We start from the raw sequence: 21,140 nt of genomic DNA on the forward strand, positions 1-21,140 counted from the left end.
GCGGCGGTGGCGGCACGAGGCCGCGGGGACCGGGTGGCCGGATCGTGATCCCCCCGGTGGGGTTACCCGCGAGTAGCCTCCTGTCGCGCCCGCTATCGTGCGCAGCAGTGCGGGCAGCGGTGCCCGCACGCGCCCGCAGGCCCGGCTCCCGAGCCGGTGCCGGCCGGCGCACGCACCACACACAGCCTCGTCGCCCCACGTGGCCGGCGGGAGTCAGCCGACGCCCTCGGGTGTCCGGGGAGGAAAACATGACGGGCCCGCTGCAGATCGTCCTCGGGACGATCAGCGTCCTGTTCCTGATCGTGGCCTCGGTGATGGCCTACCGCGCCGTGCGCGCGATGGTGCGGATCATCCGCACCGGCCAGCCCGACGGCACCCGTTTCGGGCCGGTGAAGACGCGCCTGAAGACGCTGGCGATCGAGTCGCTCGGCCACACCCGGATGCTCAAGTGGTCGTCGATCGGCATCGCCCACTGGTTCGTCTTCGTCGGGTTCTACGGCCTGTTCCTGACCCTGATCGAGGCCTTCGGCGAGGTGTTCAACCCGGCCTTCCACCTGCCGCTGATCGGCAACTGGGGCCTGTGGAACCTGTTCGCCGACGTCATCGGCACGGGCACCATCCTCGGCATCGTCTACCTGATCTACCGGCGGCAGAAGGACCACCCGCGCCGGCAGGGCCGCTCCAGCCGCTTCGCCGGGAGCAACGAGGGCCGCGGCTACTTCGTCGAGGCCGTCGTCGCCACCGTCGGCATCTGCATCCTGCTCATCCGCGCGCTCAAGGTCTCCAGCGACCTGACCGACGCCCCCGCCTGGTCGCACCCCGTCTCGGGTCTGATCGCGAACGTCCTCCCGGACAGCCCGGACCTGCTGACGATCGTCGCGTTCGTCAAGATCGTGGTCAGCCTGACCTGGCTCGTGGTCATCAGCCGGATCCTGAACATGGGCGTTGCCTGGCACCGGTTCAGCGCCTTCTTCAACATCTACTTCAAGCGCAACGCCGACGGCGCCCCCGCGCTCGGCGCGCTGCTCCCCATGACGTCGGGCGGCAAGCCGATCGACTTCGAGGACCCCGACGAGGACGCGGTCTTCGGCCGCGGCAAGATCGAGGACTTCACGTGGAAGGGCATGCTGGACTTCAGCACCTGCACCGAGTGCGGTCGCTGCCAGAGCCAGTGCCCGGCGTGGAACACGGGCAAGCCGCTCAGCCCGAAGATGGTGATCATGGACCTCCGCGACCACCTCTACGCGAAGGCTCCCTACCTCCTCGGTGAGAAGACCGCCGCTGAGACGGCGCCGGACTACGACGTCCTCAAGCCCAGCGACGAGCAGGTCTGGGCGTCGGGCTACGCCCGCATCGAGGGCACGAACGACGCGCAGGCCCACCGACCGCTGGTCGGCACCCTCGAGGAGGGCGGGGTCATCGACCCCGACGTCCTGTGGAGCTGCACCAACTGCGGTGCCTGCGTCGAGCAGTGCCCGGTGGACATCGAGCACGTCGACCACATCAACGACATGCGCCGCTACCAGGTGCTGATCGAGTCCAACTTCCCGTCCGAGGCCGGCGTCATGATGACCAACCTCGAGAAGCGCGGGAACCCGTGGGGCATGGGCGGCAACGTCCGCGAGGACTGGATCAAGGAGCTCGACTTCGACGTGCGCGTGGCCGACGGCCCGCTGCCCCACGAGGTCGAGTACCTGTTCTGGGTCGGCTGCGCCGGCGCCGTCGACGACCGCGCCAAGAAGGTCACCAAGGCCGTCGCCGAGCTGCTGCACACCGCCGGTGTCGAGTTCGCCGTCCTCGGCAACGGGGAGACCTGCTCCGGCGACCCGGCCCGCCGCATGGGCAACGAGTTCCTCTTCCAGCAGCTGGCCATGGAGAACGTCGAGACCCTGAACGGCGTCTTCGAGGGCCGCGTGCCGGGCACCCGCAAGATCGTCGCGACCTGCCCGCACTGCTTCAACTCGCTGGGCAAGGAGTACCCGCAGGTCGGCGGCGAGTACGAGGTCATCCACCACACGCAGCTGCTCGGCCAGCTCGTGGAGGAGGGCCGGCTGACCCCGGTCACCCCGATCGACCGCAAGGTGACCTACCACGACCCGTGCTTCCTGGGCCGGCACAACAAGGTCTACACGCCCCCGCGCGAGATCCTGGACTCCGTCCAGGGCCTCACCACGCAGGAGATGCACCGCTGCAAGGACCGCGGCTTCTGCTGCGGCGCCGGCGGTGCCCGCATGTGGATGGAGGAGAAGATCGGGAAGCGCATCAACGTGGAGCGCACCGAGGAGGCCCTCGAGCTCGATCCCGACGTCATCTCCACCGCGTGCCCGTTCTGCATCACGATGCTGAGCGACGCCCTCACCAGCAAGAAGCAGAACGGTGAGGCCGCGGACCACGTCGAGGTCCTCGACGTCAGCCAGATCCTGCTGCGCTCGATGCAGCCGGTTGCCGTCTCCGCCCAGGGCGCCGAGCAGGGTGCCGACGTCGGGACCACGGGCGACGACGTCGTCGGCCTGGACTCCGCCGCCACGGAGCACGACCCGAAGTAGCACCACGACACCGACGACGGCGCGCGTCCCCCGCGAGGGGGGCGCGCGCCGTCGTCGTTCACCGGTACAACCTCCGGGTGCTGATGCAGCTGCGGGTCACCGTGCCCGCCGACCGGACCGAGCAGGTGCGCGACCTGTTCGCCGACGATCCCGGGACCGCCCACCTCGCCGTGCTGCCCGGTGCCTCGGTCACCCCCGCCGGCGACCTGGTCCTCGCCGACGTCGCCCGGGAGTCGGCCGACGCCCTGGTCTCCGCGCTGCGCGACCTCGGCATCGACCGGGACGGCGGCATCGCGATGGTCGTCGTGGACGCCGCGGTCTCCTCGGCCGCCCGCCGCGCCGAGGACCGGGCGCCGGGAGACGGCGCGGACGCCGTCGTCTGGGAGCAGGTGGTCCGCACCACCGACGCCGACTCCTCGCTGTCGGTCTCCTACCTGGCGTTCCTCACCATCGCGACGCTGCTGGCCGCCGTCGCGATCATCAACGACTCCGCGATCCTGGTGATCGGCGCGATGGTGCTCGGCCCGGAGTTCGCGCCGCTGGCCGCGCTCGCCGTCGCCGTCCTGCACCGCCGGCCCTCGATCGCCCGGCAGGCCGGCGTCTCGCTGGTCGCCGGCTTCCTGGTGGCGATCGCGGTCACCGCCCTCGCGGTCCTCGCCGGCCGCGGGCTCGGCTGGTTCGGCCCCGAGCTGCTCACCGCCGAGCGCCCCGAGACCGGCTTCATCACCTCGCCCGACCGGTGGTCGGTGGTGGTCGCGGTCCTCGCCGGGGTCGCCGGCGTCCTGTCGCTCACCTCGGCCAAGAGCGGCGCGCTGGTCGGTGTCTTCATCTCGGTCACGACCGTTCCGGCCGCCGCCGACATGGGCGTGGCCATCGCTCTCGGCGGCGGCCCGGAGTTCACCCGGGCCGCCACGCAGCTGGGCATCAACCTGGTCGGGATCCTGCTCGCCGCCCTGGCCACGCTGGCGCTGCAGCGGGCCGTCTGGCGCCGGGTCCCGCGCACCGTGCCGAAGGTCGAGCGCGTGCGCGCCTGAGGCGCCCCGGGCGCGGTGTGCCGCGCGTCATGGAGGACGATCCAGGGGTGAGTCGCAGCGCCCCGCCCGTGCCGGCACCGGCGGGCTCCCGGCGCCGCGGGCTGGCCCTGATCGCCGTCGCGATCGTGCTCACCGCCCTGAACCTGCGCACGGCGGTCACGAGCGTCGGGCCGGTGCTGGAGGAGATCGAGCGCGGCCTGAGCATCTCCAGCGGGCTGGCCGGCGTCATCACGACGATGCCGGTGCTCTGCTTCGCCCTCATCGGCTTCACCGGACCCGCGCTGTCGGCCCGGTACCGCGACGCGCACGTGCTCGCCGGGGCCCTGACCGCCATGGCGGGCGGGCTGGCGCTGCGCAGCGCCGCGGGCGGCTTCTCCCTCTTCCTCGCCGGCACGGTCCTGGCGATGGCCGGCGGCGCCCTGGGCAACGTCCTGCTCCCGAGCCTGGTGAAGCGGCACTTCCCGACGCGGACCGGTCCGCTCGTCGGCGCGTACAGCACCGCCATGGGCCTGGGTGCCACGCTGGGCGCCGTCGGCTCGCAGCCCCTGGCCGACGCGACCGGGAGCTGGCGCTGGGCGCTGGTGGTGTGGGGGATCCCCGCGCTGGTCGCCACCGCCGTGTGGCTGGTGATCCCCGGGGCTCCCGGCGTCTCCCGGCAGAGCCACACCGCCGTCCCGATGCGGTCGCTGGTGCACAGCCCCACCGCGATGGCGCTCACCGTCTTCTTCGGCGTCCAGGCGCTGCAGGCCTACGTCGTCATCGGCTGGTCGGCCCAGTACCTGCGCGACGCCGGCCTGTCCGCCGCCACGGCCGGGCTGCTGCTCGGCCTCAACTCGCTCGTCGGGCTCCCGCTGAGCGCGGTGATCCCCTCGCTCACCGTGCGACCGCGGCTGCAGCGCCCGATGCTCGCGGTCTTCGTCGCCTGCTACGTCACCGGGTGGACCGGCCTCTGGACGGCGCCGACGAGCGCTCCCTGGCTCTGGATGACCCTGATCGCCGTCGGCATGGGCACCTTCTCGATGGTGCTCGCCCTCATCGGCCTGCGGGCCCGCACGCCGGAGACCGTCGCGGCGCTCTCGACCGTGACCCAGTCGTGGGGCTACGTGATCGCGGGGAGCGGCCCGCTGCTCGTGGGCGTGCTGCGCGGGATCACCGGCAGCTACACCGGCATGTTCGTGACCGTGCTGGTGTCGGTCGGCATCCTCGCCGTCGTCGGCTGGATCTCCACCCGGCAGGTGTTCGTCGACGACGAGGTGGAGCGGTCGGTGCCCGGCTGGTCACCGGCCAGCAGGCGCACCGAGGTGCTGCAGACGGCCGGGGTCGAGGCCCCGGCCAGCGCCTCCGTCACCCCGGACGGCGGGTCTCCGCGCGGGTGAAGTTCCGGTAGGACCGCGACGGCGTCGGGCCGCGCTGGTCCTGGTAGCGCGAGCCGTACACCGCCGAGCCGTACGGGTGCTCCGCGGCGCTGGTGAGCCGGAACATGCACAGCTGGCCGATCTTCATGCCGGGCCACAGCGTGATCGGCAGGTTGGCCACGTTGGACAGCTCCAGCGTGATGTGGCCGGAGAACCCGGGGTCGACGAAGCCCGCGGTCGAGTGGGTCAGCAGGCCCAGCCGGCCGAGAGAGGACTTGCCCTCCAGCCGGGCGGCGAGGTCGTCGGGGAGGCTGATCACCTCGAGCGTCGAACCCAGCACGAACTCTCCGGGGTGCAGCACGAAGGGCTCGTCGCCCTCGGGCTCCACCGGCGTGGTCAGGTCGTCCTGCTGCTCGGCCGGGTCGATGTGGGTGTACCGCGAGTTGTTGAACACGCGGAAGTACCGGTCCAGCCGGACGTCGATGCTGGAGGGCTGCACCAGGGCCGGGTCGTAGGGGTCGATGCCGAGGCGTCCCTCGGCGATCGCGGCCGTGATGTCGCGGTCGCTCAGCAGCATGGCGCGGAGTCTAGGGAACCGGTGCCACCCTCCCTCCGGGTGAATCCGCGCGGCCGGGCCTCAACCGGCGCACGCCAGGTGCCGAAGCGACCGGGAGAGCCTCCCGGAACGACCGGGCGGCCGCGCCGGAGGGCAGCAGCGGATGTCGAGCAAGCGGGTCATGGGGATCGTCCTGACCTCTGCCGTGGTGGCCGGCTACGCCGGTGCCGCGGCCTGGACGGCCTGGGCGCAGCCCGAGATCGAGGTGATCACCGGCTACGGCGAGGGCGACGGTCTCACCCGCTACGCCGTGACCGCCGAGGCCGGCGCCGCCGGCGACCTGCTCGCCGCGCTCGAGACCGTCCCCGGGGTGGCCAGCGCGCAGTGGGTCGACGACGGGATCGCCCTGGTGGCGGTCGACGGCGTCACGCCCGACCGGCTGCGCGCCGTCCCGGGCATCGACGACGTCGAGCTCTCGCCGTCGGTTCCCGTGCTCGGCACGGTCACCGACCCGTACGCCCAGGCCTACGGCTACAACCTGGAGAACACCGGGAGCAACGCCTACGGGCAGTCCGCCGTGGCCGACGCCGACGTCGACGCCACCACCGGCTGGGACACCGGCACCGGGACGGGACGGGTCGTCGCCGTCGTGGACAGCGGCTTCGACTCCGACCACCCCGACCTGGCCGGGTCGCTGTGGACCAACCCGCGCCAGCCCTGCGGCAGCACCGACACCGACGGCAACGGCCTGGCCGGCGACTGCCACGGCTGGAACTTCTACACGAACAGCCCGGACGTCGACAACGGCAGCATGGGCACGCACGGGACCAGCGTCTCCGGCGTCGTCGGTGCCCGCGCGAACAACGGCGTGGGCTCGGCCGGCGTCGCCCCGGACGTGCGGATCATGCCCCTGGTGATCGGCGGCGGCAGCACCGTCGACGTGAACCTGGGAGCCCGGGCCATCCGGTACGCCGTCGACAACGGCGCGGACGTCATCAACGCCTCCTGGGGCGGGCAGTTCTCGGGCCAGCCGCTGACCAACCTCAGGGACGCCATCGCGTACGCCGCCGCGAACGACGTGCTCGTCATCGCCGCCGCCGGCAACGACCGCGGTCTCAACCGGGACACCACCGTGATGTACCCGGCCAGCCTGACCGACGCCAACATCGTCACCGTCGGCAGCTCGACCGCCGCCGACACGATGGCCGCCCACTCCGACTACGGCCCTACGTCGGTCGACCTGTTCGCGCCCGGCGAGCTGCTGCCCGTCCCCTGGAACGACGGCGGCTTCCGCGTGGGCAGCGGCACCTCGTACGCCGCGCCGCACGTGGCGGCCGCGATCGCCCTCTACCGGGCGGCGATGCCGGACGCCACCGCCGCCGAGCTGAAGGCCGCCCTGCTGGCCGACGTCGAGCCGCGCCCGGCGTTCGCCGGGAGATCCGTCTCCGGCGGCCGGCTGACGCTGGCCGGGCTTGCGGACGTGACCGGCGACGACGTCCGCTACGCCTTCACCTCGATGACGGCCCGCCCCGGCACCGTCACGCCCACGATCGGGATCAGCGCGCCCGCCGGCAGCGGCGCCCACACCGTCGACATCGGGCTGGGCATGGAGCACGGCGGCGAGATCTGGGCGCTGTCGCAGAAGGCCGTCACGCTCGACGGCGTCACCGTGCCGACCGACGACGCCGGCGACGCGCGCTTCGACCTGTCCGCCTTCACCGACGGCACCGCGCTCTCGCCGTCGATGGAGCTCGCCGAGGGCCGCTACGTGCTGACCGTCCAGCTGTACCGCGACGGCGAGCCGCTCGGCCGCATGCACGCCGCGCCGCTGCTGGTCGCCGCCGCCGCCGCGCCGGGCACCCCGACCCCGGGAACCCCCGTGCCGGGCAGCCCCACGCCGGGCGCTCCCGCGCCGGGTGCGCCGACCCCGGGCACCCCCGCACCGGGCAGCCCCGTGCCGCCGGGTGGAGCCGTCCCGGGCCTGCCGGGCGACCCCACGCCGGGTGGAACCGGTCCGGACGGCGCCGAGCCGGGCACCCCGGCCCCCGGGACCCCCGAGCCGGGCACGACGGACCCGGGCAGCCCTGACCCCGGGACGACGGACCCCGGCACGCCGCCCACCTCGCCGGCGATCACCCCCGCGCCGACCCCCGGCACCCCCGTGCCCGGCGGGCCGGCACCGGGGACCCCGGCGCCCGGCGCTCCCGCTCCGGGTACCCCGGCGCCCACCTCGCCCGCTCCGGACGCTCCTGCGCCCGACGGCGGGACGCCGGGAGGGTCCACGCCGACCACGCCGACCACGCCGTCGACCCCGGGCACGACCACCTATCCCGAGGTCAGCGCCTTCCGGATCACCTCGCTGGGGCCGGACGTCGTCGACACCGCCGGCGGGACGCTCGTGACCGTGACCGGCCTGGCCCTGCCCGCCGACCCCACGGTGCGGATCGGCTCGTCCGCCACGGCGGACGTCGTGCAGAGCACGGCGACCCGTCTGGTGTTCCGCGTCCCCGCCCGCGTGGCCGGCACCTACGACGTGTCGGTGCACGCCCGGGACGGCCGCTCGGCGGTGCTGTCCAACGCCCTGACCTACGTCGACGGCGTCGGGACCGGCCCCGGCACGACCCCCCCGGCTCCGCCGGCACCCGGGGACGGGAGCCCCGCGCCGACCACGCCCGCTACGCCTCCGGGCGGGACGGCACCCGACGGCGGCTCCCCGGGCACCCCGCCCGCGGCGGCACCGGTCGAGCGCACCGGCCCGTCGGGCGAGCGCCTGGTCCGCTCCGACCGGTTCTCCGGGCTCGGCTCGATCTGGTCGGTGAACTGCTCGGCCAGCTGCACCGGCGTCGCGATCTGACGCCACCCCTGGACCACCGCGCCCCGTCCGGCTTCCCCATACGGACGGGGCGCGGTGTCGTGCACCGGAGGGTTCCGGAGCGCGCACCGCCTGCCGATGAGTAGGGCACAACCGACATCCCAGGGAGACGTGCATGCTCGATACCCGGCCGGCCCCCCCGGCACCCCGCGGCGGCCGCGCCGTACTCCGCCCCACGGGGCGCGAGCGATCGTTCTCCGCCGACGAGCTGATCGTCTCCAAGACCGATCCGCGTGGGATCATCACCTACGCCAACGACGTCTTCCTGCGGGTCAGCGGGTACGAGCCCGACGAGGTGCTCGGCCAGCCGCACAACATGGTCCGGCACCCCGAGATGCCCCGTGCGGTCTTCAAGCTGCTCTGGGACACCCTCGGCGCGAAGCAGGAGATCTTCGCCTACATCAACAACCTGGCCTCCAACGGCGACCACTACTGGGTCCTCGCCCACGTGACCCCGTCGCAGGGGCCCGACGGCCGGGTCGTGGGCTACCACTCCAGCCGCCGCAAGCCCTCCGCGGCCGCCATCCGGCGGGTGCAGCCCCTCTACTCCCAGCTCGTCGCCGAGGAGCGCCGGCACGCCAACGCCCGCGCCGCCGTCGACGCCTCCTCGCGGCTGCTCGCCGACGTGCTCGCCGAGCAGCAGCAGAGCTACGAGGAGTTCATCTGGACCATCATCAACCGCGAGGAGAGCTGAGATGGGGAAGCGATCCCTGCGCGACGGCAGCCGCCGGTCCGACGCCGAGGAGCTCGCGGTCTACCGCGAGTTCGTCGGCCAGCTCACCAAGGCCTGCGAGGCGGCGTCCCGCGGTGACCTCGAGGTGCGCAGCCGGCTGGCTCCCGCGGCCGAGGCCGTGCCCGAGCTGACCGGCCTGCACAACGCGCTGAACCGGGTCCTCGATGTCAGCGACGCGTTCGTCCGCGAGTCCTCGGCGGCGCTGAGCTCGGCGGCCGAGGGCCGGTTCCACCGCAAGCTCCTGACCACCGGCCTGCTCGGCTCCTTCCGGCGCAGCGCCGTCGACATCAACGACGCCCGGGACGCCATGCAGGAGGCCGACGGCCGGGTCGCCGAGGCGCAGACCAGCCGGCTGCGGCTGGCCGACGAGTTCGAGTCGGTCGTGCTCTCGATGTCCGAGCAGGTGGCGACGGCGGCGACGGAGCTGAGCGCGTCGGCGTCCGGCCTCACCGCCGCGGCGTCGGCGGCCAGCACCGAGGTGGGCACGGCCCGCGACACGATCACCCTGCTCACCCGGTCGTCGACCGAGATCAAGGAGATCATCGCGCTCATCGACTCGGTGGCCGCCCAGACCCGGCTGCTGGCCCTCAACGCCACCATCGAGGCCGCGCGCGCCGGGGAGGCCGGCAAGGGCTTCGCCGTCGTCGCCTCGGAGGTGAAGGACCTCGCCGACCAGACCGGCCGGGCGACCGAGCGGGTCACCACCCAGGTGGAGCAGATCCGGCAGGCGTCGGAGAACGTCGCCGACGTGATGAGCAACGTCGGCGGGACGGTGGACGAGATGAACGGCCTGGTCGACGGCATCGCCGCGGCCGTGGACGGATCGGCGTCGCTGAACCTCGGCTCGGACGACGTCACCGGCCTGTCGCGGATGGCGGAGAAGCTGCGGTCGGAGGCCATCGGCTTCCTCGCGGTGATGCGCCGCTGAGCAGGCCCGGCCGACGCGGCGGCGGGACCACGAGGTAGTCTCGTCGCCGTTCGCGGGTGTAGTTCAATGGTAGAACATCAGCTTCCCAAGCTGACAGTGCGAGTTCGATTCTCGTCACCCGCTCCACCCCGCGCGGCCGCCGGCGTCAGCGCGGACCGGTCACCGTCCCGTCGAGGTCGTGGATCGTGCCGACCTCGGCCAGCATCCCGTCCAATTCCTCGGCGGGCACCGGCCGGCTGAAGAAGTAGCCCTGCGCGATGTCGCAGCCCAGCTCGCGCAGCGCGGCCACGTGCTCGGCCTCCTCGACGCCCTCGGCGACGACGGTCAGGCCGAGGTTGTGGCCGAGGTCCACCGCGCTGCGCACGAGGACGGCGTCCTGCGCGCTGGTCGTCATGCCGAACACGAACGAGCGGTCGATCTTGAGCTCGTCCACGGGCAGCCGGCGCAGGTGGCTCATCGAGCTGTAGCCGGTGCCGAAGTCGTCGATGGACAGCCGCAGGCCCAGGTCGTGCAGGCGCTGGAGCACCTCCGTGCAGCGGGTCGCATCGGCCATGACGGCGCTCTCGGTGACCTCCAGGCGCAGCACCCGGGCGGGCACGCCGTGCTCGGCCAGCAGGCGCTGGACGAGGTCGGGCAGCCCGGCGTCGAGCAGGCAGCGGGTGGACAGGTTGACCGCGACCGGCAGCGGGTGCCCGGCGTCGATCCACCGCCGCGCCTGGGCCAGCGCCAGGCCCAGCACCCGCTCGGTGAGCCGCAGGATGATGCCCGTCCCCTCGGCCACCGGGACGAACTCCGCGGGCGGGACCAGGCCGTGGACCGGGTGCTGCCAGCGCAGCAGCGCCTCGACGCCCTCGATGCGCTCGCCGTCGAGGGTGACCTTGGGCTGGTAGTGCAGGAAGAGCTCGTCGGTGCCGTCCAGGGCCCGCCGCAGGTCGCCGAGGACCGCCAGCCGCGAGGGAGCGGCCTCGTGGTCCTCCGGGGAGAAGACGACGGCGCCGGCCTTGCGCTCCTTCGCCACGTGCAGGGCGATGTCCGCCGAGCGCAGGAGCGCCTCGCTGCCGGTGCCGTGCCGCGGGGAGACCGCGATGCCGACGCCGACCTCCACGTCCAGCGTCACGCCGTCGACGTCGAAGGGCCGGTGCAGCGCCTCGCGCAGCCGCTCCGCGACCGCCTCGGCCTCGCCCACGCCGTCGACGGCGGGCAGCAGGACGGCGAACTCGTCGCCGCCGAGCCGGGCCACGGTGTCGCCGTCCCGCAGGACGCCGGCCAGCCGGGGGGCCACCTGGCGGAGCAGGGCGTCGCCGTAGGAGTGGCCCAAGCTGTCGTTGATCTCCTTGAAGCGGTCGAGGTCGACCAGCAGGACGGCCACCTCGTCCGACGACCTGGTGGCCGCGGCGAGCGCCTGGTCGAGCCGGTCGCGCAGGAGGAGGCGGTTGGGCAGACCGGTCAGCGCGTCGTGGGTGGCCGTGTGCCGGTCCCGCTCGGCGGAGGCCTGCAGCTCCTCGGTCTGGGTCCGCAGGCGCGTGGATGCGCGGGACACGATGCGGAACAGCGCCGCGTAGAAGACGGCGAGGCTGCCGACCAGCATGACGGCCAGCATGCGCACCTCCTCCCGCACCGCCGCGGCCACGGGGTCGTAGGGCAGGTAGAGCTCGATGGCGCCGTCGGGCCGGTCGGAGCCGGCGTACTGCACCGGCACGTAGACCTCGAGGACCTGCGGCGGCGCACCGGCTGTGTCGCTGTCGTCCGTCGAGCCCTCGATCTCCGAGACCACCTGGCCGGTGAGCGCGCGCCGGAGGTCGTCGGAGTCCGACTGCTCCCCGATGAGCGAGTGGTCGTCGGCGTACACGATCGTGCCGGCCCGGTTGAAGATCTTGACCGCGACCGGGTCGAGGTCGTCCAGCTGCCTGCCGGAGGCCTGGAGCTGGTCTCCAGCGGACCGGACCACGTTCTCCACGCGGGCGAGCCGGTCGGGGTCGAAGCCGTTCTCCAGGTCGTCCCGGTCGAGCTGCGGCTGGAGGCCCAGACGGACGGTGACGGTCGCCGTCCACTCGGCGTGCTCCCGGGCGCTCCCGGCGATGGCGTCGGCCCGCAGGGTGCCGAGGGCGACGCCCAGCCCGGCGGTCAGCACGAAGCTCAGCACCGCGAAGCGCACCAGCAGGCCGGCGCTGCGCACGCGGCCGAGGACGGTCATGTCCCCGCATCGGACGGTGACCGGGAGATCTTGAGGCGGAGCGCCGCTCTGCTCCCTCCGGGTGAGGACGGCCGGGGGCCTTTGGTCCCTGGGACGCGCTCCGATCGCGCCCCACGATGGATGTACCGCTTCCGCCTCCGGGCCGACGCTCCTACGGTTCGGGCCGTGCCCCCGCCCGCCCTCCCGGGATCCCCGGTCAGCGACGCATCCCTGGACGACGCCGTCGAGGCCACCCAGCGGGCGGTGGCGCGAGCAGCCGCGGTCCACCTCGGGGCCGACTCCGCCGTCCTGACCGTGCGGACCGGGAGCGGACCGGACCGGTCCGTCACGGTGGGTTCACCACCCCGGGCCGACGACGTGGCGCCGGAGAGCCACAGCCTGGTCCTCCCCCTCGGTGTTCCCGGCCTGGGCACGCTGCGACTCGACCGGGCCATCGAGGCCGAGCCCTTCACCCCCGCCGATCTCGCGACCGGCCGGGCGCTGGCGGCCGTCGCCCGCACGGCGGTGGAGAACGCCGTGGTCCTCGAGCACGCGGGACGGCGGAGGCTCTGGGCGCTGGCCGGCACGGCCATCGCCACCGCGCTGCTCTCCGGGACGCCGGCCGACCAGGTGCTGCGGGAGGCCGCCGCCCGGGTCGCGGAGCTGGCCGACGCCGACGCCGTGGGCGTGCTCGTGCCGGCCGACGGCGAGGAGGAGACGCTCATGATCGGCGCGGCCGCGGGCGGGCCGCTGGCGGCGGAGATGGAGGGCGTCCGGCTCCCCCTCGCCGAGACCCGGCTGCACGCCGCCCACCGCTCCGGTGTGCCGCAGGTGATCGAGGACATCGCCACCCCGCCGCCAGGGGCCGACCCGGCGGAGGCCGTCGGCGAGATCGCCGGCCAGTACGGGCCGGCGCTCTACATCCCGCTGGGCGGGCCGTCGTCGCTGGCCACCCTCGCGGTGCTGCGGACCCGCGGCCGCCCCCAGTTCGATCCCCGCGTGCTGGAGCTGGCGGCGGCGTTCGCGCGGCAGGCCACGGTGGCGATGGAGCTGGTCGGCAGCCAGGCGCGGGAACGCCGGCTGCAGCTCCAGGCCGATCGGGACCGGATCGCCCGGGACCTCCACGACCACGTGGTGCAGCGGATCTTCGCGACCGCCCTCGCCCTGGACCGCATCGGGCGGTCGCTGGAGCCCACGGCGCCGCAGGTGGCGGCGCGGATCGCGGAGCGGGTGGACGAGCTCGACGGCACGATCGCCCGCATCCGGGAGTCGATCTTCGAGCTGCACGCCGAGGACGCGTCGTCGGCCGCGGTGCGCCGCCGGCTGACCGAGGTCGTGCGCTCGGTGACCGAGGGGCACGGGGTGCGCCCCGCGCTGCGCGTCCGGAGCGAGGTCGAGGACCTGCCGCCCGACCTGGTCCCCGACCTGGTGGCGGTCGTCCGCGAGCTGGTCACCAACGTGGTGCGCCACGCGGCGGCATCCCGGCTGACCGTGACCGTGGCGATCGCCGGCGACGTGCGCGTGGTGGTGACCGACGACGGCTGCGGGCTGCCGCCGGTGACGGTGCGCAGCGGGCTGGCCAACCTCGCCGACCGCGCCGAGCGGCGGGGCGGCCGGCTCTCGGTGGCCGCCGCCCCCTCGGGCACCGAGATCGAGTGGACGGTGCCCCTGACGGGGTGAGCGGGTCAGCGTCCGGTCGTGCGGTGGTCGCGCAGCTCGGTCGCGAGGATCGCCGCCTGCGTGCGCCGCTCCAGCCCGAGCTTGGCCAGCAGGTGGCTGGTGTAGTTCTTCACCGTCTTCTCGGCCAGGCCCATCCGCTCGCCGATCTGCCGGTTGGTCAGCCCCTCGCCGATGAGCCGCAGGACGATGCGCTCCTGGTCGGTGAGGCGCGCCAGCCGGTCGGTGCCCAGCCGCGCCACGGGCGCCCGGACGACGTCCGAGGCCAGCGTCCCGCCCGCGGCCACGGTGTGCACCGCCGTCACCAGCGCCGAGCCGCGCACCTGCTTGAGCAGGAAGCCGGAGGCGCCGGCGTCCAGGGCGGCGTCGCGGGCGTCCTCCTCGCCGTAGCTGGTGAGCACCAGGCAGGCCAGCCCCGGCACGCACGCGCGCAGCTCGCGGCACAGCGTCGCGCCGTTCCCGTCGGGCAGCCGCATGTCCACGATGACGACGTGGGGCCGCACCGCCGGGACGCGGGCGAGCGCCTCGGCAACCGTGCCGGCCTCCCCGGCCACGGTGATGCCGGGATCGTCCTCGAGGACCTCGGCCACCCCGCGCCGGACCACCTCGTGGTCGTCGACGAGGAAGACCCGGACGCGGGGGCCGGTGTGATCCACGACACACACGCTAGCCCGGCGTCCCCTTCCAGGGCACCGCCCCGAGCGTGCGAGGGGCGGGGAGGAGGGGGTCCGTGCTCAGGCGGGCATCAGCAGGGCGGCGTAGAGCGTCAGCCCCGGCCCGAACGCCATGGCCACGATCGGGCCGTCCACGTCCGCCAGCTCCTGCAGGACCAGCAGCACCGTGGCCGAGGAGCAGTTGCCGTGCTCGGCCAGCACCCGGCGGGAAGCCGCCACCTGCTCCTCGCGCAGGCCGAGCTCGTCGCGGACGACGTCGATGATCCGCGGACCGCCGGGATGCACCGCCCAGCCCGCGACGTCCTCCGTCCGGAGGCCGGCGCCGGCGAGCAGCTCGTCGACGACCTCGCCGACGTGCCGGGAGAGCACGTCGGGCACCTTCGGCGAGAGCCCCATCCGGAAGCCGAGGTCGGTGACGTCCCAGGTCATGTGGTCGGCGGTGGACGCGTCGGTGCGCGCCACGACGCCGGCGAGACGGTGCCCGCGGGAGGCGCCCGGCTCCACGACGACGGCCGCCGCGGCGTCGGAGAACAGCGCGTGCGCGACCACCTGCTCGAGGTCCCGCTGCGCCGGCTGCACGTGCAGGCTGGTCAGCTCGCAGCACAGCAGCACCGCCGGGCGGGAACGCGCCGTGACGAAGTCGCCGACCGCCGCCAGCCCGGGGATCGCGGCGTAGCAGCCCATGTGGCCGACCAGCAGGCGCTGCAGCCCAGGCGGCATGCCGAGGTCGCTGGCCAGCCGGATGTCCAGCCCCGGCGTCGCGTACCCGGTGCAGGTCGCGACGGCGAACAGCCCCACGTCCCCGGGCGCGAGCCCTGCGGCGTCCAGCGCCCCCGCCACGGCCTGCTTGCCGAGCGGGAGGGCCTCCTGGATGAAGCGGGCCATGCGCGCCCCGGTCCCCCATCCGCTGAGGTCCTCGTCCATCGGGTTGGCCACGGCGTGCCGGCGGCGCACACCGGCTCCCAGGAAGATCCGCTTCGCGGCCCGCACGCCCTCGTAGTGCTGGGCGAAGAACCCGTCCCAGGCGGCTTCCTGGTCCAGCGTGGCCGGCAGCGCCGACCCTGCGCCGGTGACGACGGCGGCGGTCACCTGCGCCACTCCGCGGACGGCTCGCTCGGGATCATGCTCCCGAAGGTACGTCCGCGAGGGCGTCGTTGCTCGCTCACCTCTTCCGGCCGTAGCCGGCGAAGACGACGGCGGTCGAGCGCACCGGCTTCATCCGCACGCCCGCCCGACGGCCGAGCCGCCACGCGACGGCGTCCCGCAGCGACGGGCGGAGACCCACCAGCCGCAGGTCCAGCCCCAGCCGCTCGGCCGCCGCCAGCAGGCGGGCCCGGTCGACGAACAGCGCCGGGTCGTGGATGCCCGGCGGCGGGCCACCCGGCAGCCGCTCGGCCACGGTGACCATGAGGAACCGCCCGATGCGGGTGTCGGCCAGCGCGTCGACGACCAGCGTGCCGCCCGGCTTGAGCAGCCGGGCGCACTCGGCGAGCACCGCGACGTCGTCCTCGACGTGCTCGAGCACCTCACCGGCCACGACGACGTCGGCGCAGCCGTCGACCAGGGGGACGGCGAGCACCGAGCCCCGGACCGGGACGACGCCGTGCCCACGGGCCACCCGCAGGCCGGTCTCGCCCAGGTCGACGCCGACGTGCCGGTAGCCCAGCCGGGCCGCGTGCGGCGCCATGAGCCCGCCGCCGCAGGCCAGGTCGACCAGCAGCGCCCCGGGTGCGGCGGGCGGGATGTGCGCGGCGCGCGAGGCGGCCAGCCAGTGCAGCGCGGCGAACCCGCCCGAGGCCTCCCACCACTGGTCGGCGAGGTCGTCGTACTGGGCGGGGTCGTTGCGTGGCAGGGTGGTGCTGCGCACGAGCGGCTACCCCTTCTTCATCGGGTCGTGGCCCCAGTTCATCAGGGAGTAGCGCCACTTGGAGGTCTCGACGTCCTCCCCCCGCGGTTCCTGGGCCAGGTGCCGCTGCACGTAGCCGTGCACCTTGCGCATGTGCGCCAGATCGTCGTCGGTCAGGTCGTCCTTCTTCGTGCGGAGCAGCTCCACGATCCGCCGACCGGAGGCGTGGCCGGTGGACTCGCCGCCGTCGTCACCCTTCTGGCCGACGGCCTGCGACTCCTCGCTGCCGAGCCACTTCTCCAGCTCGCCGGCGGTCATGTTCACCGCCTCGCCGAACTCGCGCCGGACGGTGTCGGGGTCCTCGGTCGCCATGCGTCCTCCCCTACCGCGTCGCGCTCCGTCGGAAACCGCACGGGGTTCGCCACCGGGAGGACCGGGCACAGGCCCGGCGACCCGTACCGACGAGGAGGAGCCGACATGAGCGAGTCCCATCGCACTCCCCACAGCGCCGAGCGCGCCGAGGGCGACCCCGCCGGCGAGGAGAGCGGCAGCGGCCGCACCCCCCACCCGGAGGAGCCGGCCGAGGGCCGCTCGGACGCCGCCGAGGGTGGCGCGGACACCCCGGACGCCTGAGCACCGCGCGGCCCGGGGCGCCCGACGCGGCGTCCCGGGCCCCCCGTCGGAGGGAGTGGCGGTTTCGCCCGGTGACTCGTCGGGCACGCTGGGGCGCATGGACGAGACCGCCGAGCAGAACCGCAGCAGCGACGAGCCGGCCAGGGCCGCCGAGGAGCCCCGCGCCGAGGCCGCGGCGCAGGCCGTCGCCCGCATGCTCGCCAACCCCCGGCGCACCCGCCGCGCCTGACGGATCGAGGCCCGGGGACCGCGCTCTCGTGACGGTGCGTGGCCACAACGACACCACCGATCCCCGCTGCCCCGTTCAGCCCGAGCGCCCCTCGTCACCCAGAGCAACCATCTCGGCGTGCCGCGAACTGCTCCGTCACGTACCGGTGCATGCTCCCTGACGTGACCGCCGTACTGGACATCGCCGCCGCCGACGACACCTCGGCTCCGGTCCGCCGCAGCCGCGCCGAGCGGCAGGCGATCGTGCTCGACACCGCCGAGCGGCTGTTCTCCAGCCGCAGCTCCCGGAGCGTCGGCATGGACGAGCTCGTCCGGGAGACCGGCCTGGGCAAGATGACGGTCTACCGGCTCTTCAAGAGCAAGGACGACCTCGTCGGCGCGTACCTGTCCCGCAAGGCGGCGACCGTGCTCGCGTTCATCGACGCCGAGCTCACCCGGCTCGAGGGCGACCCGCGGGCGGCCCTGCTGTCCGTCGTCGACGCCGTGGAGCGCGACGTCACCCGCACCGGCTTCCGCGGCTGCCCGTTCAACAACGTGAGCAGCGAGTACGACGACCCGCAGCACCCTGCCCGCAGCGCTGCCGCCGACTACAAGTTCGAGCTCTACGGCCGCCTCGAGCGGCTGGCCGAGGAGGTCGTCCCCGGTGGCGGCGAGGACCTCGCCGCGCAGCTGCACCTGATCATCGACGGCATGTACCTCTCCGGTGGCCTGCTCGGCCCCGACGGCCCGGCCGCGCACGGCCGGCAGCTCGCCGAGAAGCTGATCGACGCGGCGGTCGCCCGGGCCTGAACGGGCGCACCGCCCGGCCGCCCCGCAGGATGGCCCGGTGACCAGCGACCGCACCCGCCCCGACCTCGACGACACGACCGTCGAGGCGCTGGGCAAGCTCTCCGAGGCCCTGGAGACCGTCGACCAGGCCCGCGGCTTCCTCTACGCGTTCCACCAGCTGACCGGCAAGGCCGACCGCCTGCTGCAGGAGTCGGTCGAGCTGTTCGAGCAGGCCGGTGCCACCGCCCTCGCCGCCGACCTCGACCGCGACCTCGTCGGCCGCAACGTGATCGCCGACCGCTGGACGTTCCAGATCGTCGAGGACTTCGACGAGAGCTACTGGGGCACCTTCCGCGCCTACGACGCCCGCGCCCGCGACGAGCTCGCCGGCGGCGACCGGCACGTCTTCGAGGCGCGGATGAAGCAGCGCGAGCGCACCCCGGGCCATCCGAACCACGAGGCCGGGCCGGCCCTCTCCGAGTGACCGGCGGGCCGTTTCCGCAGGCCAGGACCCGGGCACACCGGAGCCATGACCATGCCTGACGAGAACGGCCGCGGCTCCGACCGCGAGGCCAGGCCGCTGGGCGCCGACAAGGCCCCGGGCGAGGACCGCGAGTCCCTGGGTGCCACCGAGGGCCCCGCCGACGGGATCGCCGGACCGGCCTACCCGCCGGCCGGCACCGAGCCGGACGCCCGATGAGCGCCCCCACGCCTCCGCCGGCCGACGATCCGCTGCGCGTCGTCCCGCCGTCCACGACCGCGACGCCCACGACGGGTGGCACCGGCCCGGCGCCCGACCGCCCGGCGCCCGATCGCCCGGCTCCCCAGCAGGCGCCGGCCCGCCAGCGGCACACCGGGAAGACCATCGGCCGGTCCCTGGCGCTGGCGCTGCTGCTCTTCGTCACCGTGGTGCTCGTGCTGTTCGTCGTCTTCAACGACCAGACCGTGCCGATCAGCCTCGTGTTCGGCGACGTGGAGGCCCCGCTCGTCGTGGCGCTGCTCATCGCCGCCGCGCTGGGCGGGCTCCTGGTCTGGCTCGCCGGCCTCGTCCGACGGGCCCGTCGCCGCAACCGCTGATCCACCGTTCGCCAACCGGGCCCGCACGCTCCCGCGTGCGGGCCCGGCGCGCGTCCGCAGCCGCTCAGCCCACCCCCTCCGAGGCGTGTCGCGGGCCGCGTCTTGCCCTTGGCTACCGATGGGTAATAACGTTTGTTACCGGCGAGTAGGTATCGCCGCCCATCGGCATGGAGCACGGGAGCCCAGCGCAATGACGCACTACACCGCCAACCTGCGGGACCTCGAGTTCAACCTCTTCGAGTTCCTCGACACGAAGGACAAGTTCGGCACCGGTCCGTTCGAGCAGATGGACGCCGACACCGCGCGCGGGATCCTGGCCGAGATCCGCAAGCTCGCCGAGGGCCCGGTCGCGGCCTCCTTCGTCGACGCCGACCGCAACCCGCCGGTCTTCGACCCGGCCACGAACTCCGTGACCATCCCGGAGTCGTTCAAGAAGTCGTACAAGGCCGTCGAGGACGGCGAGTGGGCCCGCCTCGACCTGCCCGAGCACCTCGGTGGCTTCGGCGCACCGCACGCCCTGACCTGGGGCGCCTTCGAGATGATCCTCGGCGCCAACCCGGCCGTGTTCATGTACGGCTCGGGCGCGGCCTTCGCCGCGATCCTGGACGAGCTGGGCACCCCGGACCAGAAGCGCCTGGCCGAGCTCATGCTCGAGCGCAAGTGGGGCGCCACGATGGTGCTCACCGAGCCCGACGCGGGCTCCGACGTCGGCGCGGGCACCACCAAGGCCGTGCAGCAGGCCGACGGCACGTGGCACATCACCGGCGTGAAGCGGTTCATCACCTCCGCCGAGCACGACATGTCCGAGAACATCATCCACCTGGTCCTGGCCCGCCCCGAGGGCGCGAAGGCCGGCACCAAGGGGCTGTCGCTCTTCGTCGTCCCCAAGTTCCACTACGACGCGCAGACCGGTGAGCTCGGTGAGCGCAACGGCGCCTACGTCACCAACGTCGAGAAGAAGATGGGCCTGAAGGTCTCCACGACCTGCGAGGTCACCTTCGGCGACGGCGCGGTGCCGGCGCAGGGCTGGCTGGTCGGCGAGGTGCACGACGGCATCGCGCAGATGTTCAAGGTCATCGAGCACGCCCGCATGTTCGTGGGCGCCAAGGCCATCGCCACCCTCTCGGCCGGCTACCAGGTCGCGCTGGACTACGCGAAGACCCGCGTGCAGGGCGCCGACCTGACCGCGACGTCGAAGGACGCCCCGCGGGTCACCATCACCCACCACCCCGACGTCCGCCGGTCGCTCATGCGGCAGAAGGCGTACGCCGAGGGCATGCGCGCGCTGTACCTCTACACCGCGGGCTTCCGGGACCGGGTCGTCGAGGCCGAGGCCACCGGCGACGCCGAGGCGGCGAAGCTCGCGGAGCGGATCAACGACCTGCTGCTGCCGATCGTGAAGGGCTTCGGCTCCGAGCGGGCCACCGAGCTGCTCACGGCGGAGTCGCTGCAGACCCTGGGCGGCTCGGGCTTCCTGCAGGACTACCCGATCGAGCAGTACATCCGGGACTCGAAGATCGACACCCTCTACGAGGGCACCACGGCCATCCAGGGCCAGGACTTCTTCTTCCGGAAGATCGTCAAGGACGGCGGCGTCGCGCTGACCTGGCTGGCCGAGCAGATCCAGGCCACGGTCGACGGCGAGGCCGGCAACGGCCGGCTCAAGGAGGAGCGCGTGCTCCTCGGCGCCGCCCTGCAGGACGTCCAGGGCATGCTCGCCGCGATGTTCACCCACCTGACCGCCGCGCAGGAGGACATGTCCTCGCTGTACAAGGTCGCGCAGAACACCAGCCGCCTGCTGCTGTCCACCGGCGACCTGATCACCGCGTGGCTGCTGATCCGCCAGTCCGAGGTGGCCCTCGCCGCCCTCGCCGGCGAGGTCAGCGAGAAGGACCGCCACTTCTACGAGGGCAAGCTGGCCGCCACCCGGTTCTTCGCGACGCAGGTGCTGCCGCGGCTCACCTCGGAGCGGCTGATCGTCGAGAACACCGACAACGCCCTCATGGAGGTCGACGAGGCCGCGTTCTAGAAGGACCGCCC

20 protein-coding genes and 1 tRNA gene are annotated in these 21,140 nt (G+C 73.8%); 15 read left to right on the forward strand and 6 right to left on the reverse strand.

The window, feature by feature from the left end; all coding sequences use genetic code 11:
• Positions 1–248: 248 nt before the first annotated feature.
• The 3 genes from DQ244_RS06975 (at position 249) to DQ244_RS06985 (ending at position 4,956) form a co-directional block, all read left to right on the forward strand.
• Positions 249–2,546, forward strand: a complete 2,298-nt coding sequence (locus DQ244_RS06975) for a (Fe-S)-binding protein (protein WP_113810771.1) — start codon at positions 249–251, stop codon at positions 2,544–2,546.
• A gap of 83 nt (positions 2,547–2,629) precedes the next feature.
• Complete coding sequence (locus tag DQ244_RS06980) at positions 2,630–3,580, forward strand: DUF389 domain-containing protein (protein WP_233491279.1); 951 nt, start codon at positions 2,630–2,632, stop codon at positions 3,578–3,580.
• A 47-nt stretch (positions 3,581–3,627) separates the two neighbouring features.
• Entirely contained in the window at positions 3,628–4,956 is a 1,329-nt protein-coding gene (locus tag DQ244_RS06985; RefSeq protein ID WP_233491229.1) for an MFS transporter, read from the forward strand.
• Here the strand turns inward: DQ244_RS06985 and dcd are convergent.
• Positions 4,925–5,512 (reverse strand): dCTP deaminase, encoded by a 588-nt coding sequence (gene dcd, locus DQ244_RS06990; RefSeq protein WP_113810772.1) that lies wholly within the window; start codon positions 5,510–5,512, stop codon positions 4,925–4,927. The two genes, DQ244_RS06985 and dcd, sit on opposite strands and share 32 nt — an antisense overlap.
• Positions 5,513–5,654: 142 nt before the next feature.
• Here dcd and DQ244_RS06995 point away from each other — a divergent pair, with 142 nt between their 5' ends.
• The 4 genes from DQ244_RS06995 (at position 5,655) to DQ244_RS07010 (ending at position 10,150) form a co-directional block, all read left to right on the forward strand.
• Positions 5,655–8,345: a S8 family serine peptidase gene (locus DQ244_RS06995; RefSeq protein WP_113810773.1), complete on the forward strand. Its 2,691-nt coding sequence runs from the start codon at positions 5,655–5,657 to the stop codon at positions 8,343–8,345.
• 133 nt (positions 8,346–8,478) lie between these two features.
• Positions 8,479–9,057 (forward strand): PAS domain-containing protein, encoded by a 579-nt coding sequence (locus tag DQ244_RS07000; protein ID WP_113810774.1) that lies wholly within the window; start codon positions 8,479–8,481, stop codon positions 9,055–9,057.
• Position 9,058: 1 nt separating this feature from the next.
• A complete protein-coding gene (locus DQ244_RS07005) occupies positions 9,059–10,024 on the forward strand; it encodes a methyl-accepting chemotaxis protein (protein ID WP_113810775.1) in 966 nt (321 codons plus the stop codon).
• Positions 10,025–10,076: 52 nt separating this feature from the next.
• Positions 10,077–10,150: transfer RNA gene (locus DQ244_RS07010), tRNA-Gly, on the forward strand.
• Between the two features lie 19 nt (positions 10,151–10,169).
• Here DQ244_RS07010 and DQ244_RS07015 read toward each other — a convergent pair.
• Positions 10,170–12,218 carry a bifunctional diguanylate cyclase/phosphodiesterase gene (locus DQ244_RS07015; RefSeq protein ID WP_113810776.1) on the reverse strand — a complete coding sequence of 683 codons (2,049 nt, stop codon included), beginning with the start codon at positions 12,216–12,218 and terminating at the stop codon, positions 10,170–10,172.
• Positions 12,219–12,383: 165 nt separating this feature from the next.
• Here DQ244_RS07015 and DQ244_RS07020 point away from each other — a divergent pair, with 165 nt between their 5' ends.
• Positions 12,384–13,877: a sensor histidine kinase gene (locus DQ244_RS07020; RefSeq protein ID WP_233491230.1), complete on the forward strand. Its 1,494-nt coding sequence runs from the start codon at positions 12,384–12,386 to the stop codon at positions 13,875–13,877.
• A gap of 5 nt (positions 13,878–13,882) precedes the next feature.
• Here the strand turns inward: DQ244_RS07020 and DQ244_RS07025 are convergent, their stop codons facing one another.
• From DQ244_RS07025 to DQ244_RS07040, 4 genes are all read right to left on the reverse strand, one after another.
• On the reverse strand, positions 13,883–14,530 hold the full coding sequence (locus tag DQ244_RS07025; protein WP_113810778.1) for a response regulator transcription factor: 648 nt from the start codon (positions 14,528–14,530) through the stop codon (positions 13,883–13,885).
• A gap of 78 nt (positions 14,531–14,608) precedes the next feature.
• Complete coding sequence (locus DQ244_RS07030; protein WP_113811103.1) at positions 14,609–15,637, reverse strand: type III polyketide synthase; 1,029 nt, start codon at positions 15,635–15,637, stop codon at positions 14,609–14,611.
• 73 nt (positions 15,638–15,710) lie between these two features.
• Complete coding sequence (locus DQ244_RS07035) at positions 15,711–16,415, reverse strand: methyltransferase domain-containing protein (RefSeq protein WP_233491231.1); 705 nt, start codon at positions 16,413–16,415, stop codon at positions 15,711–15,713.
• A 6-nt stretch (positions 16,416–16,421) separates the two neighbouring features.
• Entirely contained in the window at positions 16,422–16,766 is a 345-nt protein-coding gene (locus DQ244_RS07040) for a DUF3140 domain-containing protein (protein ID WP_113810779.1), read from the reverse strand.
• A gap of 105 nt (positions 16,767–16,871) precedes the next feature.
• Here DQ244_RS07040 and DQ244_RS19360 point away from each other — a divergent pair, with 105 nt between their 5' ends.
• The 7 genes from DQ244_RS19360 to DQ244_RS07060 all read left to right on the forward strand — a co-directional run bounded on the left by DQ244_RS19360 (position 16,872) and on the right by DQ244_RS07060 (position 21,129).
• Entirely contained in the window at positions 16,872–17,027 is a 156-nt protein-coding gene (locus DQ244_RS19360; protein ID WP_158544485.1) for a hypothetical protein, read from the forward strand.
• A gap of 97 nt (positions 17,028–17,124) precedes the next feature.
• On the forward strand, positions 17,125–17,256 hold the full coding sequence (locus DQ244_RS20065) for a hypothetical protein (protein WP_255411597.1): 132 nt from the start codon (positions 17,125–17,127) through the stop codon (positions 17,254–17,256).
• Positions 17,257–17,417: 161 nt separating this feature from the next.
• Positions 17,418–18,044, forward strand: coding sequence for a TetR/AcrR family transcriptional regulator (locus tag DQ244_RS07045; protein WP_233491232.1), 627 nt, complete (start codon positions 17,418–17,420; stop codon positions 18,042–18,044).
• 37 nt (positions 18,045–18,081) lie between these two features.
• Positions 18,082–18,507 carry a hypothetical protein gene (locus tag DQ244_RS07050; protein ID WP_113810781.1) on the forward strand — a complete coding sequence of 142 codons (426 nt, stop codon included), beginning with the start codon at positions 18,082–18,084 and terminating at the stop codon, positions 18,505–18,507.
• A 45-nt stretch (positions 18,508–18,552) separates the two neighbouring features.
• Positions 18,553–18,723 (forward strand): hypothetical protein, encoded by a 171-nt coding sequence (locus tag DQ244_RS19590; protein ID WP_199580265.1) that lies wholly within the window; start codon positions 18,553–18,555, stop codon positions 18,721–18,723.
• Positions 18,720–19,100 (forward strand): LapA family protein, encoded by a 381-nt coding sequence (locus DQ244_RS07055; protein ID WP_113810782.1) that lies wholly within the window; start codon positions 18,720–18,722, stop codon positions 19,098–19,100. Before DQ244_RS19590 ends, DQ244_RS07055 begins: the two co-directional genes overlap by 4 nt.
• A gap of 190 nt (positions 19,101–19,290) precedes the next feature.
• Entirely contained in the window at positions 19,291–21,129 is a 1,839-nt protein-coding gene (locus DQ244_RS07060) for an acyl-CoA dehydrogenase (RefSeq protein ID WP_113810783.1), read from the forward strand.
• Positions 21,130–21,140 lie beyond the last annotated feature (11 nt).

The sequence above is a fragment of the Blastococcus sp. TBT05-19 genome (assembly GCF_003319095.1).
In the GTDB taxonomy this organism is placed as follows: domain Bacteria; phylum Actinomycetota; class Actinomycetes; order Mycobacteriales; family Geodermatophilaceae; genus Blastococcus.